An 18,647-nucleotide genomic window follows, 5' to 3' on the forward strand; every position below is an offset into this window, starting at 1 on the left:
CCAACCCCCACCTCCGATGTCTCTTGAAGAGAAACTCTCCAACCTACCGACTCAGCCCGGCTGTTACATCTTCCGCGACAAGAAAGCCAAGATAATCTACGTCGGCAAGGCGAAGAACCTCCGCAATCGCGTCCGCCAGTACTTTCATTCCGATCGCGCCCACGAGTTTAAGACCGGCGATCTGATCGCCCGCATAACCGACGTCGACCTCATCGTCACCGACAATGAAATCGAAGCGCTCGCCCTCGAGTGCAACCTGATCAAAAAACACAAGCCGATCTTCAACGTGCTGCTCAAAGACGACAAGCAGTACCCTCACATCAAGGTCACCAATGAACGCGCGCCGCGCGCGATGATCGCGCGAAAGATATTGAAGGATGGGGCGAGTTACTACGGCCCGTTCCTGCCGATCTCGCTCGCCTGGAACACGCTCGATCTGATCAACACGAATTTTCAGCTTCGCACCTGCACCATGGATATAAACGGGAAAGCCGACCGGCCGTGCCTCGAATATCACATCAAGCGCTGCCTCGGCCCCTGCGTGAGCCGCCTGTGCTCGATCGAGCAATACAACGAGGCCGTTCGGGACGTCGATTTGTTGCTGCAAGGCAAGACCGCGGATCTTGAAGCCGATTTGAAGCGCCGAATGCAACAAGCGTCGGATGAGCTGATGTTCGAAGCGGCCGCGCGCTTTCGAGATCAGCTCAGGACGATTCAGAAGCTTGGCGAGCAGCAAAAGATGATGGTCATCTCGCGCGATGACATCGACATCTTCGGCTACTATCGAGAGGGCCCGCTGCTGGCGCTGTCGCTGTTCACGATGCGCGAAGGAAAGGTGGTGGGCAAGCGCGAGTTCTACTGGGAAGACATCGCCGACCCGTTCGACCCGGCCGCGTTCATCGGGCAGGCGCTCAAGCAGTACTACACCGCGGGAGACTATGCGCCGGGCGAGATCGATGTGCCGGTCGATTTCGAAGACCGCCAACTGCTCGAAGAGTACCTGACCACTCAACGCGGGCGGCGCGTACACATCGTCATGCCTCAACGCGGCGTCAAGAGGGACTTGATCGACCTGGTCGAGAAGAATGCTCGATTGAATTTCGATCAGCGCTTCCGAATGCAGCGGCCGGATATGCGGAAAGTGCTCGAGGAGCTTCGCGAGACGCTCGAACTGCCGACGGTTCCGGATCGCATCGAGTCGTTCGACATCTCGAATATCCAGGGCGCTGAAAACGTCGCTTCGATGGTTGTGTGCGAGCACGGCGCGATGAAGAAGTCCGACTATCGCAAATTCAAGGTGCGCTCAGTCGAAGGAAGGGCCGACGATTTTCAGTCGATGTACGAAGTGGTCGGCCGCCGCTATTCGCGATTGATGCGCGAGAACAAACCGCTTCCGGATCTTGTTCTGATTGACGGAGGGAAAGGCCAGCTTGCTGCGGCCGCGCGCTCTCTGCACGAGCTCGGGCTCGAAGCCTTGCCGGCGGCTGCGATTGCCAAGCGGGAAGAGTTGCTGTTCGTCAAGGGCAAAGAAGAGCCGGTTCGGATCGATCATCATTCTCCAGTGCTGCACTTGATCCAGATGATCCGCGACGAGACCCATCGCTTCGCGGTGACCTATCACAGAAAGCGCAGAGCGATGCGCGACTTCGAGAGCGAGCTGACGTCGATACCGGGCGTGGGTGACAAGTTGAAGGCCCGCCTGCTTCGAAACTTCGGAAGCCTGAAGCGTGTCTCGGAAGCGAGCTTCGACGAGTTAAAACCGTTCGTCGGCGCTCGCGAAGCACGGCGGATCATCGAGCACTTTGCGCATCTGCGCGCTTCTGAACTGATACCGGTGGACGGCGCTCAAGTCGAGGATTGAGACCCGCTTCTTTGTTTGAACCTCGCTTCTGTTTGTGTTGTATACTTCGCAAAAGGGTTCGTAGTCCCGCCTTCAGGCGGAAGTCCGTAGCGGCGTTGCTTGAGAGGCTGTTTGACGAACTTCCGCCTGAAGGCGGGACTACGAACTCTTCAGGGGAGAAACCATAATGAAACGACTAATCACTGCTGTGTGCTTTGTGGTTGTTCTTGCGGGTGTCACCGCGGCGCAAGATGCTACCCAGATGCCGAAGCCCGGACCCGAGCAGAAGAGGCTTCAATACTACGTCGGGACTTGGAACGTTGAGTATGAAATCAAACCCGGCCCGATGGGTCCCGGCTCAAAGATGACCGGCACGGATCGCAGCCAATGGTTGCCGGGCGGATTCTTCGTGGTCACGCACGCTGAGGGCAAGGGCTCGATGGGTGAGATGAAGGGGTTGTCGATAATGGGCTACAACGCCGAGGAAAAGGTGTACACCTACGACGCCTTCAACAACTTCGGCGAGGCCGAGCACTTCAAGGGTACCGCCGAGGGAGATTCGTTGATTTGGACTTCGGAATCGAAGATGGCAGGCAAGCCAACAAAGATGCGCTTCACTGCGAAAGAAATCTCGCCAACGATGTACACAATGAAGTTGGAGATGGGCGCCGACAGCGGTTGGACGACGGTGATGGAAGGAAAAGCCACTAAAGCGAAATTCACATGCCGCAATTTATGTGTTGGATAAACAAGCGGCTCTGGAGTTCTATCGAGACAAGTTGGGCTTCGAAGTTCGAACCGACGCAACGATGGACGGAGGGTTTCGCTGGCTGACCGTAGGGCCGAAGGACCAGCCGGATTTTGAAATAATCCTGATGGAACCCAGCCCCGGCTTCATGTTCGACGAGGCCACTGCCAAGCAGATCAGAGAGCTTGTGCAAGGAGGGAAGCTCGGAGGCGGGGTTTTCGACACCACCGATTGCCAGGCGGCCTACGAAGAGCTGAAAGCAAGAGGAGTAGAGTTCATATCTCCGCCCCAGGAGCAACCCTGGGGGATCGGGGCCGTATTCAAGGACAATTCCGGCAATTGGTTCAGTCTGAGCCAACACCCGGAAGCTGAAGGGAAATGAAAAGGGATCCGCATTATTGGACTAGGCCGCTGCTCTATGGTTAAAAGAGCCCTCGCGATAACGCGTTCACAAGGTTAGGAGGGACGATTAGAAAGGGAGGTTGGTCGCTATGGCGCGCAAAGCGGCTAAGACAAAGAGCAAGTCTATCTACGGCATTCATCCGAGCGTCGCGATGGTTCAGAAGGCGATCCACAATCTGCCAGCCAAGACCGGCAGAAGTCTGGATTCGTGGCTCAAGTTCATCAAGAAGTCCGGCCCAAAAACTGAGAAGGAGCGGCGTGAGTGGCTCAAGACGGAACACGGGCTCGGGACCAACTACGCGGGGTGGCTTGCCGAGAGAGCCGAAGGCAAGGGCGGCGAAGAGGGAGATCCCGAAGCTTACTTGAGAGCGGCCGAGCGCTACGTTGAGAAAATGTTCGAGGGGAAGAAGGAGTCGTTGCGTCCGATCTACGACGCGCTGCTCAAGCTTGGGCTCTCCATTGGCAAGGAAGCGAAGGCATGTCCCTGCCAGACCATCGTCCCGCTCTATCGTAACCACGTGTTCGCGCAGATCAAACCGATTACTCAGACGCGAATCGACATCGGCTTCGCGCTTGGAGATATGAAAGGCGGCGGGCGGCTGATTGACACCGGCGGATTCGCGAAGAAGGATCGCATAACGCACCGCATACCGATTACGTCGGTCGAAGAAATCGACGATGACGTGAAGCGCTGGCTCAAGGTTGCCTACGATCGCGACGCTTAAATCTGCAATCTGCAATAATCTGCAATCTGCAATATGAAATCTGCAATCTGCAATAATCTGCAATCTGCAATATGAAATCTGAAATTCCCCTCCTGCTCGGCAATGACACGGCTGAGCCGAAATCTCCTCGCGGGCAAGGCAACACCCGGGCAAGCTCCTGTCATCCCAACACCGCCGAAAAATCATCTTTCCACTTCTAACACGAACCACGCTCAGGAGGGAGTATGAAAAGACGCATCGTCACCGCTTTGGCGGCCGCTATGTTGATTGCCATCATCGCGCCGCTCTTGGAGTCCGCGGCACTGGCGGCGCAGAAAAAGCGAACCTGCAATTGCAAACCGGCGTTGAGTCGAAGAACCCGGAGCAAGGCGCGCGCGCAAACCGCCGCGACGCTGGCTTCGCAAAATGGCGGGGCCAACGCTGCGGTTGTGGGGCCGGTTTTCGCCACTTACACATTGCCCCAGAACCAATATTTCCGCCTCAGAATGAACCAGACTCTTAACAGCGGGACGTCGCGTGTAGGAGATCGCTTCCAGTCCACCGTCACGACTCCCGTCTATGCTGGCGGAGTGGAAGTCGTCCCCGCGCGCTCGATCGTCGAAGGCCGGGTGACCTCAGTCTCTCCGGCTCGCACGCGTGGGCGCGAAGGACAGCTCGGAATGCAGTTCGAGTCGGTTGTCCTGCCTGATGGAACCAGGTATCAGCTCGACGGCGCGCTGACCGAGCTACAAGACACACGCGCCGGTAACGTCGATGCTGAAAACGAAGTGAGCGGCAAGTCATCCGACAAACGTAATGTCGCCTATGTCGGCGGCGGGACCGTCGGCGGCGCCGTGCTCGGCGGCGCAATCGGCGGCGGCAAGGGCGCCGGCATCGGAGCGATCATTGGAGCCGGAGCCGGCGTAGCCGGAGTAATGCTCACAAAAGGAAGCGAAGCAGAGCTCAGAAGCGGTACCGAAATAGGTATGGTCACAACTCGGCCGATTACGTTCTCCGTTCGGTCAGATCGATGATTGATTGAGAGAAAACTCTCGTCATTCTGACTTTGCCAAGTATTATGCCGCGCCCGGTTAGTCGAAGAGGGCGCGGCGTTTTTGTGCTCGCTGCCGTTTGCCTCACCTGACCTATCTCTCCATCGGTACGTTAGTCATCTCTCTCCCCGTGGTACCCATCGCTTCGGCTTTCATTCCTGATGCAGTCCCCAAAATGGGGACACGATGTTTCGCTTAGCGAAAACTTCTCTTAACCCCACTCACCTTCAGTAACATTGGCATCATCCTTGCCTCAATTGGAGCGGCCCTCACTGGATTTACTTCTGTTCCAACACGATTTTTCTGCACAACGAAGTGCAATCAGGAATGCATTATGTTCAAACGAAGACTCCATATCCTTTCACTAGCGGGATGCCTCTTGGTTCTCGCTTATGGTGAAGCAGCACTTGCTACGACTGCGGTAGTTCCGAGAGACAGCGAGATGGTTGTCGAATCCCGCGCGATTGTCATCGGCAGAGTGATCGAGCTCTCGACCGGCGTGGACGCCGGCACCGACGTTGTTTATACCTATGTTCGCTTACAAGTGAACACGGTGCTGAAAGGCATGATCTCCGAGCGTGAGATAGTGCTGAAGGAGATGGGCGGAGAGACGCGCGATCGAGGCACGCAGATCTTCGGAATGCCGAGATTCGATGCCGGGCAGGAAGTTCTCTTGTACCTCAACACCTGGCCCGACGGAGCGCTGCGAGTTCATCAGGGCTTCCTGGGGAAGTTCAACATCATCCGCGATTCCTCCACCGGGCGCGCTTTTGTCGAACGCCAGTTGGAAGGCGAAAACGTCGTCATCATGGGCGGTTCGGGGGACAACGGGATCAATCGCAGCGAACTTGGCGCTTACACTCAGATGGTAGAAAGCTTGATTGCCGCGAACCGAAAGGGGATGCGCAATTTCGAGCAGAGGTACTATTCAGACGTTCCGGTGCTTGCTCAGCCCGTCGAGTTTCAGTCAACGCTTCCCGGTATGGAGTTCACTCCTCAATGGGTGCTTCTGAACCCGACTAGTCCTTCGCGCTGGTTCGAGCCAGACAGCAATCAAGCGGTAGTCTTCTATGTCAATCCAACGGGCGCGCCGAGCTTCTTCCAACTGGAAAATGACATCCGGGCGGTGATGAATGCGTGGACCACTGCGGGCGGTTCTCTTCGCCTGACCTACGGCGGCACAACGGGCGGCTGCGGAGTTCAAGTCGCCGATGGGGCCAACACGATTTCGTTCAATAACTGTGACAACTACTTCGCGGCGTCGCAAAGCTGCTCGGGGTTGCTCGCCGTGTCCGGCATCGTAAGATACTTGCCGAACACCACGAAGAACATCGGCGGCACCAAATACGGCAAGGCAGTCGAAGCCAATATGTCGTTCAATCCTTACGCACTTTGTAACTTTACGAATCGTTGCCAATTTCAAGAAGTGGCCACTCACGAGATGGGACACGCGCTCGGGCTCGGCCATTCATCCGATACAAGCGCGACGATGGCGGCTTATGTTCACTTCGACAATCGGTGCGCATCGCTGACACCCGACGACGTTCGCGGCATCACCACCGTATATCCCGGAGGAACAGGAGTAGGACGGTTGAGCATCATGACGTCCGAGCTCCCCACTGCCAACGTAGACCGCGACTACGCCGTAAGTCTGGAGGCAAGCGGCGGAACGGGCGGCTACCATTGGGATCTTGTTGGCGGGCAAATGCCTCCCGGTGTGCAGATGGGGATGAGCGGGTTCCTGTTTGGAAGGACCAGCGTGTCCGGGAACTTCGAGGTAGTCGCCCAGGTCCGGGATTCATCGGGCAACACTTCACAAAGCTCATTTACGCTTGTGGTGAGACCGCCCGGTCTTGGCCCGGCTATCACAGGAGCTCTGTTCAAAAAGAAGAAAGTATTTGTTTCCGGAACCGACTTTCAAACTGACGCGACGGTCTACGTCGACGGTGAAGGTCTGTGGGCCACACTGGACGGAACTATGTTGATAACCCAGAAGAGAAAACAGAAGCCGGGAGTTCACCAGGTTTACGTGGTCAATCCCGACGGCAAGCAATCAAACGTGTTCCAATTCGTTGTCGAGTAACCGGTGTGCCGCTGAACCCTTTGAGGTAAGCCCCGGCGCGGCTTCATGGGTTCAGCGGCCATCTGGCCCATTCATACGGTTCGTCGAGGCAACCCGTACGGGGGTCTTAGTGAATCTAACTGACAGGCAACGACCCGATTAAATAACGCTGGTAGAATCGTCCTTTCGAGGCAGTCCGACACGCGGGTCGTTGCCATAATCTTTCCAGATCGACTGCAAATCCACTTCTAACCTCAGAAAAACGTTCGCTGGCCTTCAACGCGGAAGCCTTTGCTCAGCACACGCGCGGCGGCTTCGGGATAGATACGATGCTCATATTCGAGTATTCGCGCCGACAGTGTCTCGACCGTATCATCATCGAAGACTTCGACGGCGCGCTGCATCACGATCGGACCATGGTCAAGTTGTTCGTCGACTATGTGCACGGTGCAGCCGGTGAACTTGACGCCTTGCTCGAGCGCTTGCCGCTGCGCGTCGATGCCGGGAAAAGCGGGCAAGAGCGAAGGGTGGATGTTCAGAATCCGATTCTCGAACGCGCGCACAAACTGAGGGCTGAGTAGTCTCATATAACCCGCGAGACATACGAGCGAAACGTCTCGACGCTTCAGCTCGGCACAGATCTCGCCGTCGTGCTCTTCGCGCGTTCGGTTCTTGTGGCTGATGACCAGCGTCTCAACGCCGCGATCCTGTGCCTTCGCTAGCCCGGGAGCTGACTTGACGTTGCTGACTACTACCGCGGCTTCGGCATCGAGGCGGCCCTCGCGGATCGCGTCAAGCAGGGCTACCATGTTTGATCCGCGGCCGGATATTAGAATGGCGATTCTGGGCTTTGCCATGTCGCGCGGAAAATACCGCAAGGCTTACGGACACGCAAGAGACTTCCTATTCCCCTCGTTCGGATAGTAGATCAAGTTCCGTTGATAACAGAGGCGGCAAGCAGCGGAATCATTATCTCGTGGTGTCCGACAAACGAAAACCCACGCCCGCTGCCGGCCACCGGGCGTCGCACCACATTCGTCAGCGGGCGATACTGCTGAATGAAATCGAAGTTAGCGGTGTAGAAGTCTTGCAGCTTGAATCCCAGGTTTCGAACGACGGTTACTGTCTTTAAGAAAACTTCCGGCAACACAACCGCCGACCCTAGATTCAAGTAGACGCCGCCATCGTCAAGGTCTCGCACAAGCGAACACAGGAGCCGGAAATCATGTAGAGTCGTTTTACCTGTGCTTGCTCCGTCCGCCGAAGGGTGTATGTGAACGATGTCCGTTCCAATAGCGACGTGTACTGTGACCGGGATCCGCGCTTCATATGCCGCGTGAAGCAGTGACTTCTCGGCGTGTGCCGGCCCCGTGAGCTGAAGCTGGCGGCCGATCGCTTCTCCCATTCCGATGTTGTCTTTTGCTCCGGCAGTGACTGCTTCGTTGATTATGCGGCCGGTTTCTTCCGCCATGCCAAAGGTACCTGCGCCGAGCGTTGCATCCACGTCCTCCGAAGTCGCGCCCACAAGCGCGATCTCGAAATCGTGAATCATAGCCGAGCCGTTCATAGCGAACCCGGTCACGTAGCCGCGCTGCATCAGATCAATCAACATGGGAGCGAGGCCGGTCTTGATCACATGGCCGCCGAGCCCGACGATGATCGCGCGGCCCTTTTGCTTTGCTTCTCTGATCAGCCCGGCAAGCTCGCGCAGTTCACGCGCGGCCAGAATGTTTGGCAGGCCGTCCAGAAAGCCCTTTAGCGATGAACTGTCTTGAGCCGGCTTAGCGAAGTCAGCCGTGGTCACCTTGCTCGGACGTGAAGCCAGCGGATAGGTAGCAATCCGGGAGAGATCGATTGGCTCGGTTTTGTATCGCGACATAATGGTATTGATCCAATTGGTCCTTCCGTCCTATCGCTTGGTTCCGTATAGCGCGTCCTCAACCAGTTCGCACAGGATGTGTCCAATCGTGATATGAGTCTCTTGAATCCGCTGCGTTGAGTGAGCATTTACCACGAGAGCGATGTCTACTGCAGCCGCGAGCTTGCCCCCGTTGCGGCCGGCGAGAGCTAACGTCCGGATGCCAAGCTCGCGTGCGGCCTCGACCGCTCGCAAGACGTTCGGCGAGTTGCCGCTCGTGGAGATCGCAAGAGCCACATCACCCTTCCGGCCCAACGCTCGCAACTGCCGCTCGAACAATTCGTCGAACGACGAATCGTTCCCGACAGAAGTAAGAATCGAGGTGTCCGTCGTAAGCGCTATCGCCGCTATGGGCGGGCGGTCGTAGTTGAGGCGGTTCACAAGCTCGGCGGCGATGTGCTGAGCGTCAGCCGCCGAGCCGCCGTTCCCGAAGATCAGCATTTTGCCGCCTGCTTTGATTGCGGAGATTACGAGTTCGGCTGCGCGCGCAACGGTCTCAGCGTGAGCCTCGAAGAATGCCTTATTGGTTTCGATGCTTTCGCGCGCGATCTGATGAATGCGTTCTGTCGTCACAGCGGTGTAGTCTATTGGCTGGCCATGGATAAGACAAGCTTGCCGTAGTTGACGAAACGGGCCGGTTCCTGAAGATTGACACTCGCAATGCTCGTTGTGTAAGCTTTTCGCTCGGTAAAGGAAACGGAGGTTCTGAGTGGCACAAGTAAAGGTTCACGATAACGAGAGCATCGAAAGCGCAATCCGTCGCTTCAAGCGACAAGTAGCCCGCGAAGGAATCATCACTGACACCAAGAAGCACGCCTTCTATTTAAAGCCCGGCGAACGCAAACGCCTGAAGTCACAGGTTGCCAGGCGTCGAGCCAGAAAGAGCCTTCGAAAGCGGAACGTAACCCACGAAGAGTGAAAGAACAGAGGTCAGAAATCAGAGGGCAGAAGTCAGACATCAGAGGTCGGCAGTCCGCTGACGTCCGACTCTGACCTCTGACCTCTGACCTCTGCTTTCCTAGTCCGGAGAAGCCATTAATCTCTGAAGTGCTTCCTTCATCTGCGAGCGCGTTTCTTCGTCTTTCTCATTCGCTACGGCTTCACTAAGCGCCTGTACCGCAAGCTTGTCGCCGATGTCCGCGAGCGCAAGCGCCGCCGCCAGCTTTACCATCCTATACTCGTCCTTGAGCGTCTGGATAAGATGCGCCACCGCTTTCTTGTCGCGAAGGTCGCCAAGGGCCGCCGCTACCGCCGACCTCACGTCAGGGGCCTCGTCTCTGAGCGCCGAGATCAAAGCGGGCACGGCGCGCGCTTCCTTCAACGAACCGAGCCCCATTGCAGCAGCCCCGCGAACCGTCGAATTGCCATCCTTGAGAGCGCCCGTCAACGCGTCGACCGCGCGCGCCTCGCCCAGTTGACCGAGCACTCTCGCCGCCGCGGCGCGTACGAATGAAACCTCGTCATTGAGCATCGAGATCAGCGGTTCGACTGCTCGCTTGTCGGCCAGTTGCCCCAGCGCATTCGCAGCGGAAGCTCGAACGTCTCCTTCCTGATCCTTCAGCGCGGCAATCAACGGTTCAACCGCGCGCGGGTCACCAGCTTCGGCCAGTTGATCGATCGCTTCCCGGCGCTCGGCGGGCAGCCGGCTCTTGATCCGCTCGAGTATCCGCGCGGTCTCATCATCCTTCTGCGATTTTTCTTGCACCGGCGGCGTGCTCTGTATTGCCGGGCCTGCGGAGGTCCGCGTGTGCCAGGAGACGGTTAGAACAAGTGTGAGGATGACGGCCAGCTTCATAGGCTAAGTCTCATATCGGATGGCGCAGACTGCGCACAGCCTGATCAGAAGTTAGTTTACAACATCTCTCGCAAAAAGCTTCTTCCGGCCTGCAGGGTCAACCCGAAGTTCTCGGCTACAGTCTGCCCGATATCCGCGAGCGACGATCGAATGCCTAGATCGACTCCGGCACGCGCGCGCCGCCCCCACGCCAGCACCGGCACGTACTCGCGCGTGTGATCCGTCGAGACATCCCCCGGGTCGCAGCCGTGGTCCGCGGTTATCATCAGCAAGTCGTCGTCGTCCATCGCTTCCTGTATTTCCGGCAACCGCGCGTCGAACTCTTCGAGCGAGCGAGCATAGCCTTCCACGTCGTTGCGATGGCCGTAGAGCATGTCAAAGTCGACAAGATTCGTGAAGATCAAACCGCGTCCGGTGGATCCGAGCGCGTGCAGCGTCTGATCTATGCTTGCGTTGTTGTTGCCGGCTTTCAATTCTTCGGTCGTTCCTCGATGGCAGAAGATCGACCCGATCTTGCCAACCGCGCTAACCGCCAGACCCGCCGACTTCACGCGATCGAGCAACGTATCCTCGGGCGGATCGATCGCGTAGTCCTGTCGCGCTTCGGTGCGGCGAAAGCTGCCTGGCTCGCCGATGAACGGCCGGGCGATCACTCGGCCTACCTCGTCCTGCCCGGTGAGTTGCCCGCGCGCGATCTCACACCATTCATAGAGTTGATCGAGCGGGACAACCTGTTCGTGCGCGGCAATCTGAAAGACGCTATCGGCCGACGTGTAAACGATCGGTCTTCCCGTTCGAACGTGCTCTTCGCCCAGTTCCTTGATGATCTCCGTTCCCGAGGCGGCCTTGTTGCCTAAGACCCGGCGGCCGATCGCTCGCTCAAACGGCTCGATCACACGCGGCGGAAAACCATCCGGATAGGTAGGGAAAGGGTTCGCGGTAATGATGCCGCCCATCTCCCAGTGGCCGGTGGTCGTATCCTTGCCGCGTGAGTGGGTCGCCGCTTTGCCAAAAACGCCGCTGGGGTTTTCAACTGGGTGAACCGGCAAGCTTCTGATGTTTGCCAGACCCATCCGCTGGAGATTCGGAATGCGCACCTCTCGCGAGCCGAGCGCGTGCCCGAGCGTGTCCGCGCCTGTGTCTCCGTAGTCGGCTGCATCGGGCATCTCACCGATGCCCACGCTATCGAGGACGACGAGGACGATTCGGTTGAAAGGGCTCTTTGAGGACATCCTTATCTCCGGTGCGATTCTAAGTCGGGCGGAACGAATTATCAACGCGCCGCCCAAAATGATCGCGATTCCTGCGAGTATGCGACACTGGCGCCGAGCCTTTGCAACCGGCGGGGCTTCTCACCGCCCGAATTGCGGCAACTCCGCCGGGTAGACTTCGCCTTGCACTGGGGGCTAAATTTGTAGCTCTTATGCACGACTACACCGGACCTCACGACTACTTTGACGAAGCCTATGTCAACGAGTGGGCAAGTGTAGCAAATTCCAAAAGGCCATTCCGCCCGGAGCTTTTCGAAGCGATTGTTTCTGAGCTAGCGGTCCTTCACGCTTCGAAGGTTCTGGATGTCGGTAGCGGTCCAGGCTTCCTAGCCGAGAGAGTTCTAGCCGGATGCGATGTAGCCTCTTACCACTTGTTCGACTTCTCGCCGCACATGCTCGAACTCAGCCGCGCTCGGCTCAGAGATTTCGGCCACAGAGCCGTTTTTCACCAGGGGAGTTTCCTCGATGATGGATGGTGGCGATCGCTGCCGGCTCCGTACGATGCGCTCGTATCGATGCAAGCCATCCACGAGGTGCGCGAAGGGGCGCGGATTCCAAAGCTCTATGGTGAGTTAAGACTTCTTCTCGAGGAAGGAGGCATCATCCTCATAGCCGATGAGGTTAATGATGGCGATCAGCAGGAAGAGCACCTGCTGAGTTTGAGTGAGCACGAGACAGCTTTATTGAGAGCTGGCTTTGAAGAGATTCGGACGGTGCACACAGCCGGCGACCTGGTCTTGGTTGCGGCAACATTTTGGGGCAAAGGGTGTTCTACGGAACGCGCCGCCATGAGCCGGCCCTCCAGTCACCGATCGTAGCGTCTTTCAAGCGCGAAGAGAATGCGGCCTTTGCAAGCGCGGCGGCCGGGTCTTCAACATGCCCGACTGGCAAGCGCCTGCTGTTAACTAGACCGAGCTGACACAAGTGACGGTTAGTCGCGTAGCCGGGCTTCCGTCGTGCAGATCTCAATTGCGCCAAGACTGGGCATTAGCCAACCTACAATTTCAAGGGTCAAAGCATTCATCGCGTCGCCCCTGGGACACTCCTTGACTAGAATGGATAAGATAGATAGGTTGTCAGCTTGATCACTCCATCTGAAAGTCGTAAGATCAGTTTGCCCAGAACCTCTCGCTTCGGTGAATTGGGAAATGACAACGATTGGGAGGCAATCATGCGATTATCACTGCGTTTGGCGCTGCTCTTAGTGCTGTTGAGCATCTGTGCGACTCCGTCATCTCGGGCGCAGACTCCTACAGAGTTGTTGCTTGGCAAATGGAGACTGCGAGGTGGCAACAGATTGATTGCCTCTCTGGAGATTAAGGTTAATGGTTACTCATATGCGGTGCTCCCAAACTATAGAGAGACGGGAAGGATTATTCTATACCCGAGCAATCCAACTTGGATCGATTTGTCCATCGCCACCGGTCCCAACAAAGGAAAGACAACAATGGGGATCTTCAGCATCAAGAACTCCAGACTGCAGTTGTGCCTTGGCAAGCTGGGTGGGCAAAGACCTGCAGAGTTAAAAAGTGATCCGAAACAGGAGGTGATTCTGTGGGAAGGATCGAAGACCCAATAAGACCGACTTCGACGTGGAGGATGTCATGACTACAACAGGGAATGCTCAGGGAAGCACGGGAGGCAAGACTTCCGAGGCGAAATCAAAGCCAACGTTCGAGCTCTGGGACATGAGCCTCAGATCACTTACATTGGTCTTCCTGGTTGTCGGGGTTGGCTGGACATTATTTACATACTTTGAAAACAGAAGGCAAGAATACGAATTCACGCTTTATAAGGAGCGAAAGGAAGTGTATTACCCGGTGTGTAAGGCGGCCGCCGAGATTGTCTCCTCTAGATCATTGACTGAGGCCGCACCCGCGATCAGGGCTTTCGAGACGCTCTATTATGCCGGGGTGCGTAGCGTCGCCGAGGAGGATGTCAATGAGGCTATCAACGGTTTTGCCGAGGCCCTGATGGATTTCAAGGGCGGCCGTGACAATGAGCCGCCGCCATTCGAACTAATCACCCTGTCAGACGATTTATCAAACAAATCAATGAACGCCCTTGCCCTGCGGAGAGTGTTTGGCGTGGATAACGAATCGAAAAGAAACGGCAGTAAAGCTCCAGAGAAAACCGCGGAAATGGCGCCAACTAACTGACGCTGCGCCGGCCTCGTTGTCGGCTGGTGGACTTTCCGTATGCACATCACCCCCGCGCCTCGCACAACTTACTAGCTCACGTCCGCTGTCCGGCGCGCGACTTCGCTAGGCGACCTTTCACAAGGTTCGATACAGCCTGATATAGCTCATCAACAACGCCTTGCTCTGATCTCCCGCAGAAGCCGATTGCTTCAAGCGTCAACATATCAAGCCGACGGCGATCAGGACGCTGTACTTCTTCGAAGACCGAGTACACCGGACGGCGCGACAACTCCAAAATTGCCGCTTCAAGTTTCTTCTTTATCGACGCCGGTAACTTGCGCGGATCGGGCAGCAGTATTTGTTCGGCCACTGCGACGTCGATGTCGGCGATCGCTTGCGCGCCGGTCATCTGCCGGCAAGTGATCTCGGCGTAGTAGCGCGCCCAGGTTGAGTTGAGTAGCGCCGCAAGCGCGAGTTCCGATACGCCGCCGTTCGGGAAGATGCCGTACAGCTTCTTATCTTCAAAAACACCCGCGCGATTCAAGGCGACGACCCAGCGCTCGCCAACCTTCGAAGGGAAGATCAGCGGGGCGGGTTGCATATCGCGCGCCACCGAATACCACGGATCGCGTGACGCGCAAGTGGGCCTCTGGTCATAGCCTGCGCGCTCGCCGCTTTTGATGTACTCGAGCGCTCGAGTGCCGGAAAGCTTGTCGGCAGCAAGGGGGCAGTTGAATAGCATCCTTTGCGATGCCACTCGCTCGAGCAGAACTCCACGAACCTCCTTCAGAGAGAAGACCACCGGCGAGAGCAGTTCTGATTCGATCTCTCGCAACTTTCCCTCAGAGTCGCGCACAACCGTGAGCCCGTTGGTTGATCTCTTTGCCTGCGAGCGCCGGCCGCCAGCTCTCGTCTCTGTTGGCGTGTCAGCCCGACTGAGATAAAAAAACTCATTGGCGCCGGTAGTGACGCCGCGCCGCACCGAAGCCACCTCCGCCAACGCGAGCAACGCCCCTTCGCCCTTTGCGCTTCGCCCTTCGCCCCTTGCCCCTTGCCCTTCGCCCTTCGTACCTTGCCCTTTGCCCTTCGCCCCTTGCCCCTTGCTCTTTGCGCTTCGCCCTTCGCCCTTCGCCCTTTGCCCGTCGTCCGTCGTCCGTCCTCCGTCCTCCTTCACGTAGAAGAACTCATTAGCGCCCGTCTTAACGCCGAAGCGGACACTTGCCATCTTCGACAAGCTTCGCAATCGCGAACTGCCGCGTTCAATCACCTTGAAGAAGACGTCGTCCGCGCGCAGGTACTTGCCCCACCCTTGTGCGACGGCGCGCGCGACTAGCTGGGGGGCTTTCGTCGTAGCAGCCGTCGTAGCAGGCAACAGCTCCGACTGACCGATGACGCGAATTCGATACCGCTCGCCGGTCGATGAAGTCACGCCTCGTTCGATGTCGCTCGCAAGCTGCACCGCGGCATTGGGTTGCCCGTCCTTATGCGCGCTGTCTTCCCCGAGAATCTCTGTCAGCGCGCGATTGAACCGGACAAACCGAATTGCGTTCCTGTCTCTTGCGCGCGGATCGGGTTCGCGTTCGAGCACGGTGATTGCCGTGTTTATCGACGCGTCTTCAAAGAAGCTTTCACAGCCGGATTCAATGACTGCAATCACTCGGAAGTTAGCAAGCAGAAACTCGCGTAGCGCTGCCCCGTATCCTACATCGAGCCAACTGCCTGCTGTCAGAAACACCAGCCGCCCTCGACTCTTCAGGAATCGAATCGAATGAGCGAAGAAATAGACGTAGATGTCCGAGCGGCCGGACCAACGCGGCCAGAACACCTCCAGCGAAGCCACTCGATCGCGAACCAGGCAAGCTTCTATGCGGCGCTTGTCCGTCGAGCCTACTACTTCGTGCCGGATATACGGCGGGTTGCCGATGACGGCGTCGAACTCGAGCGGCAGCGACGTCGTCCGGTTCAATCTCGCGCCGGGTTCAACATCAAAGAAGTCAGCAACCGCAACGCAAGCGCCCGTTCGACGAGCGAGCCTTCCCGCGGACGGCGACCGCTCCACTCCGAAGACCTCTCGTGCCAGCCTCGGTGAATCACCATGAGCCGCGAGCCGGTTCTTAAGCCCGAGCGCCTCTTCAAGCAACCTCCCATCTCCGCAACTCGGGTCAAGCACCAGGTCGCCGGGCCGACGGATTGCGAAGGCCGCTAATAGGCGCGCCACCTCGCGAGGCGTGTAGTGCTGACCGTAACGATGCCTCTCATCTCTCGAGTTTGCCATCGCGTTTCCAGTAGCAGTGGACAGGCAAGCTTGATAGCCTCGACGCCCGGCAACTACAATTCTTCTTAGCCTTCGCCGACTACCGAGCCGCGCGGGCTGAGTGTACAGCACACAACCGCATGACGAAAGATCGCATACTCGAACACCTCGCCCGGATGCCGTTCATCCCGCTACCGAAGCTGAGGAACGCGCACGCGCAGACGCTTGCGGGCTCGCTGATCCCGCGCCGGTTCAAACTTGTTACCGAGCGCGCTGAGCCGCGCTATTTTGATAGTGGGCCCGGCGTCCGAGTGCTGGCCCACTGCTCGTGGCAAAACGAGCGCGCGACTCGGCCGACGCTTGTAATACTCCACGGCATGGAAGGCTCGACCGAATCGCGCTACATGCTCGGCACCGCGGACAAGGCTCTGGCGGCCGGGTTCAACGCGGTGCGAGTGAACACGCGAAACTGCGGCGGAACGGAGCACCTGACCTCGACGCTTTATCACGCGGGGTTGACCGACGACCTGCGACATATTATCTCGGAGCTTGGAGAGCGCGATGGCCTCGGAGAACTTTATCTGGCGGGTTTCTCGCTTGGCGGCAACGTCGTGCTCAAGCTTGCCGGTGAATACGGCGGCGGCGCGCCTCAGCAGTTGAAAGGTGTGATCGCGGTTTCTCCGACGATTGATCTGAACGCTTCGGCGGACGCGATCGAGCAGCGATCGAATATGATTTACAACATGCGATTCGTTTGGAGCCTGAGGGCCAGGATGCGGCGGAAGGCGCGTCTGTTCCCCGAGCGCTACGACGCATCGAGGCTGCGAGGCGTATGGTCGATTCGCAAGTTCGATGATGTTTACACCGCGCCGCATTCTGGATTCGGCAACGTGGCTACCTACTATGAGCGGGCAAGCTCGCTTCAGTTTATCAATCGGATCACGGTTCCAACGTTGATCGTTCACGCGCAGGATGACCCGTTCATTCCGTTCGCGTCGTTCAAGCACCGCGACATCGAAGCGAATCCGAACGTCGCACTTCTCGCGCCGGAGCAAGGCGGGCACGTCGGCTTCATCTCGGCCGATCGCGAAGGTGAAGAACGCTTCTGGGCTGAAATGATGGCAGTTGAGTTCGTGAAGTTATTAAGTAGTTAGGAGGCACTAGCCGCGTTGGAGTCGTGCCTCGGTCATCGAGGCAAAAATCCCACCAACGCAGTTGGTGGATTGTTGATACCTAGCCTACCACGAGATTCGGCGCATCGGTCCTGAATCCCACCAACGCAGTTGGTGGATCGTTCATACTCGGCCTACAACGGTGGCGCCCAGCCGGCTCGCCCCTTTGAATCCCACCAACGCAGTTGGTGGATCGTTCAGACCCGGCCTACAAACCGATTGCGGCCAGGCTGAATGCGTGGTGGGTTCAACGAGGCGAGCCGCCTGAGCGTCGCTGTTGTAGGTAGTGTATGAACGATCCACCAACTGCGTTGGTGGGATTCAGGAGCTGGCACGCTGGGCACTGCCGTTGTAGGCCGAGTATGAACAATCCACCAACTGCGTTGGTGGTATTGCGATCAACTTCTTACAAAGTCTTCCTAACGCTTGGCCAGAAGCAAAGCGCCATCGGCGCACAAAGTCTTGGTGCTCGCGCGGCTTTGTGTTGAAATAGCCAAATGCTGAACTTCGCAATAGGCGTGGCTAGAGATGCCGGCCGGCTGCTTCGCGATCGGGTCGGCACCACGATCGACATAGACTATAAGGGCTCGATCAATCTGGTCACCGACGTCGACCTCGCGAGCGAGAGACTAATCCGCGACGCGATCTCAACCCACCACCCACGTCACGAAATCCTTGCCGAAGAAGGCGGCCTTTCGGAAAGCAGCTCCGAGTATCGCTGGATCGTTGACCCGCTTGATGGAACGACAAACTACGCGCACGGGTATCCCATCTTCTGCGTTTCGATAGCGCTCGAATGCCGAGGCGAGGTGATGCTTGGCGTGGTCTACGATCCAATGCGCGACGAGTTGTTCACCGCAGAACGTGGAGGCGGCGCGGCGCTCAACAACCGCCCGATTCGCGTATCGAAGATAGATGACTTGATGCAGGGAATTCTATCCACCGGGTTCCCTTACGACATAAAAACCTCGAAGCTGACGAATCTGGATCACTGGACCAACTTCGCGATGAATGCGCAGGCGCTTCGACGCGACGGAGCCGCGGCGTTGGATCTTTGCTACGTTGCGTGCGGGCGCTTCGACGGATTCTGGGAGCTGAACCTCTCTCCATGGGACACGGCCGCGGGCACGTTGATCGTCACCGAAGCAGGAGGACGCATTACGAATTTCAGCGGCGGTCCATTCTCAAACTACAAACCCGAGGTCGTGGCGAGCAATGGTCTGATACACGATCGAATGATTGAAGTGCTCGCAAGCAGGGCTGGCGGTTAGGAGCCTGCGGAAGATAA

At 57.5% G+C, this 18,647-nt stretch carries 18 protein-coding genes; 12 read left to right on the forward strand and 6 right to left on the reverse strand.

Annotated elements, in window-relative coordinates; all coding sequences use genetic code 11:
- The first annotated feature begins 16 nt into the window (after positions 1–16).
- From uvrC to AABO57_08395, 6 genes are all read left to right on the forward strand, one after another.
- Positions 17–1,861 carry an excinuclease ABC subunit UvrC gene (gene uvrC, locus AABO57_08370; protein MEK6285740.1) on the forward strand — a complete coding sequence of 615 codons (1,845 nt, stop codon included), beginning with the start codon at positions 17–19 and terminating at the stop codon, positions 1,859–1,861.
- Positions 1,862–2,027: 166 nt separating this feature from the next.
- Entirely contained in the window at positions 2,028–2,588 is a 561-nt protein-coding gene (locus AABO57_08375) for a DUF1579 family protein (protein MEK6285741.1), read from the forward strand.
- On the forward strand, positions 2,581–2,970 hold the full coding sequence (locus tag AABO57_08380) for a VOC family protein (protein ID MEK6285742.1): 390 nt from the start codon (positions 2,581–2,583) through the stop codon (positions 2,968–2,970). The genes AABO57_08375 and AABO57_08380 overlap by 8 nt, the downstream gene beginning before the upstream one ends.
- A 109-nt stretch (positions 2,971–3,079) precedes the next feature.
- Complete coding sequence (locus tag AABO57_08385; protein MEK6285743.1) at positions 3,080–3,715, forward strand: DUF5655 domain-containing protein; 636 nt, start codon at positions 3,080–3,082, stop codon at positions 3,713–3,715.
- Positions 3,716–3,939: 224 nt separating this feature from the next.
- A complete protein-coding gene (locus AABO57_08390) occupies positions 3,940–4,728 on the forward strand; it encodes a hypothetical protein (GenBank protein MEK6285744.1) in 789 nt (262 codons plus the stop codon).
- A 352-nt stretch (positions 4,729–5,080) separates the two neighbouring features.
- A complete protein-coding gene (locus AABO57_08395) occupies positions 5,081–6,829 on the forward strand; it encodes a matrixin family metalloprotease (GenBank protein MEK6285745.1) in 1,749 nt (582 codons plus the stop codon).
- Between the two features lie 233 nt (positions 6,830–7,062).
- Here AABO57_08395 and purN read toward each other — a convergent pair whose 3' ends face one another.
- From purN to AABO57_08410, 3 genes are all read right to left on the reverse strand, one after another.
- On the reverse strand, positions 7,063–7,665 hold the full coding sequence (gene purN / locus AABO57_08400; protein MEK6285746.1) for a phosphoribosylglycinamide formyltransferase: 603 nt from the start codon (positions 7,663–7,665) through the stop codon (positions 7,063–7,065).
- A gap of 71 nt (positions 7,666–7,736) precedes the next feature.
- Positions 7,737–8,687, reverse strand: coding sequence for a hypothetical protein (locus AABO57_08405; protein MEK6285747.1), 951 nt, complete (start codon positions 8,685–8,687; stop codon positions 7,737–7,739).
- A gap of 30 nt (positions 8,688–8,717) precedes the next feature.
- Positions 8,718–9,299, reverse strand: a complete 582-nt coding sequence (locus AABO57_08410; protein ID MEK6285748.1) for a D-sedoheptulose 7-phosphate isomerase — start codon at positions 9,297–9,299, stop codon at positions 8,718–8,720.
- Between the two features lie 136 nt (positions 9,300–9,435).
- On the opposite strand from AABO57_08410, the gene rpsU reads away from it, so the two are divergent.
- On the forward strand, positions 9,436–9,645 hold the full coding sequence (gene rpsU / locus AABO57_08415) for a 30S ribosomal protein S21 (GenBank protein ID MEK6285749.1): 210 nt from the start codon (positions 9,436–9,438) through the stop codon (positions 9,643–9,645).
- A 99-nt stretch (positions 9,646–9,744) separates the two neighbouring features.
- Here rpsU and AABO57_08420 read toward each other — a convergent pair whose 3' ends face one another.
- Together AABO57_08420 and AABO57_08425 are read right to left on the reverse strand one after the other, a co-directional pair.
- Positions 9,745–10,521: a HEAT repeat domain-containing protein gene (locus AABO57_08420; protein ID MEK6285750.1), complete on the reverse strand. Its 777-nt coding sequence runs from the start codon at positions 10,519–10,521 to the stop codon at positions 9,745–9,747.
- 56 nt (positions 10,522–10,577) lie between these two features.
- A complete protein-coding gene (locus tag AABO57_08425) occupies positions 10,578–11,753 on the reverse strand; it encodes a phosphopentomutase (protein ID MEK6285751.1) in 1,176 nt (391 codons plus the stop codon).
- Between the two features lie 191 nt (positions 11,754–11,944).
- On the opposite strand from AABO57_08425, the gene AABO57_08430 reads away from it, so the two are divergent.
- The 3 genes from AABO57_08430 (at position 11,945) to AABO57_08440 (ending at position 13,951) form a co-directional block, all read left to right on the forward strand.
- Complete coding sequence (locus AABO57_08430; GenBank protein MEK6285752.1) at positions 11,945–12,610, forward strand: class I SAM-dependent methyltransferase; 666 nt, start codon at positions 11,945–11,947, stop codon at positions 12,608–12,610.
- 353 nt (positions 12,611–12,963) lie between these two features.
- Entirely contained in the window at positions 12,964–13,371 is a 408-nt protein-coding gene (locus AABO57_08435) for a hypothetical protein (protein ID MEK6285753.1), read from the forward strand.
- 25 nt (positions 13,372–13,396) lie between these two features.
- Positions 13,397–13,951 carry a hypothetical protein gene (locus AABO57_08440; protein MEK6285754.1) on the forward strand — a complete coding sequence of 185 codons (555 nt, stop codon included), beginning with the start codon at positions 13,397–13,399 and terminating at the stop codon, positions 13,949–13,951.
- Positions 13,952–14,027: 76 nt separating this feature from the next.
- Here AABO57_08440 and AABO57_08445 read toward each other — a convergent pair whose 3' ends face one another.
- The gene (locus tag AABO57_08445) at positions 14,028–16,208 is read right to left on the reverse strand and encodes an N-6 DNA methylase (GenBank protein MEK6285755.1); all 2,181 of its coding nucleotides are present in this window, start codon (positions 16,206–16,208) and stop codon (positions 14,028–14,030) included.
- Between the two features lie 119 nt (positions 16,209–16,327).
- On the opposite strand from AABO57_08445, the gene AABO57_08450 reads away from it, so the two are divergent.
- Both AABO57_08450 and AABO57_08455 read left to right on the forward strand, forming a co-directional pair.
- The gene (locus AABO57_08450) at positions 16,328–17,341 is read left to right on the forward strand and encodes an alpha/beta fold hydrolase (protein MEK6285756.1); all 1,014 of its coding nucleotides are present in this window, start codon (positions 16,328–16,330) and stop codon (positions 17,339–17,341) included.
- 515 nt (positions 17,342–17,856) lie between these two features.
- Complete coding sequence (locus AABO57_08455; GenBank protein MEK6285757.1) at positions 17,857–18,630, forward strand: inositol monophosphatase family protein; 774 nt, start codon at positions 17,857–17,859, stop codon at positions 18,628–18,630.
- The last annotated feature ends 17 nt before the right edge of the window (positions 18,631–18,647 follow it).

The organism is Acidobacteriota bacterium (assembly GCA_038040445.1).
Classification (GTDB): domain Bacteria; phylum Acidobacteriota; class Blastocatellia; order UBA7656; family UBA7656; genus Onstottus_A; species Onstottus_A frigus.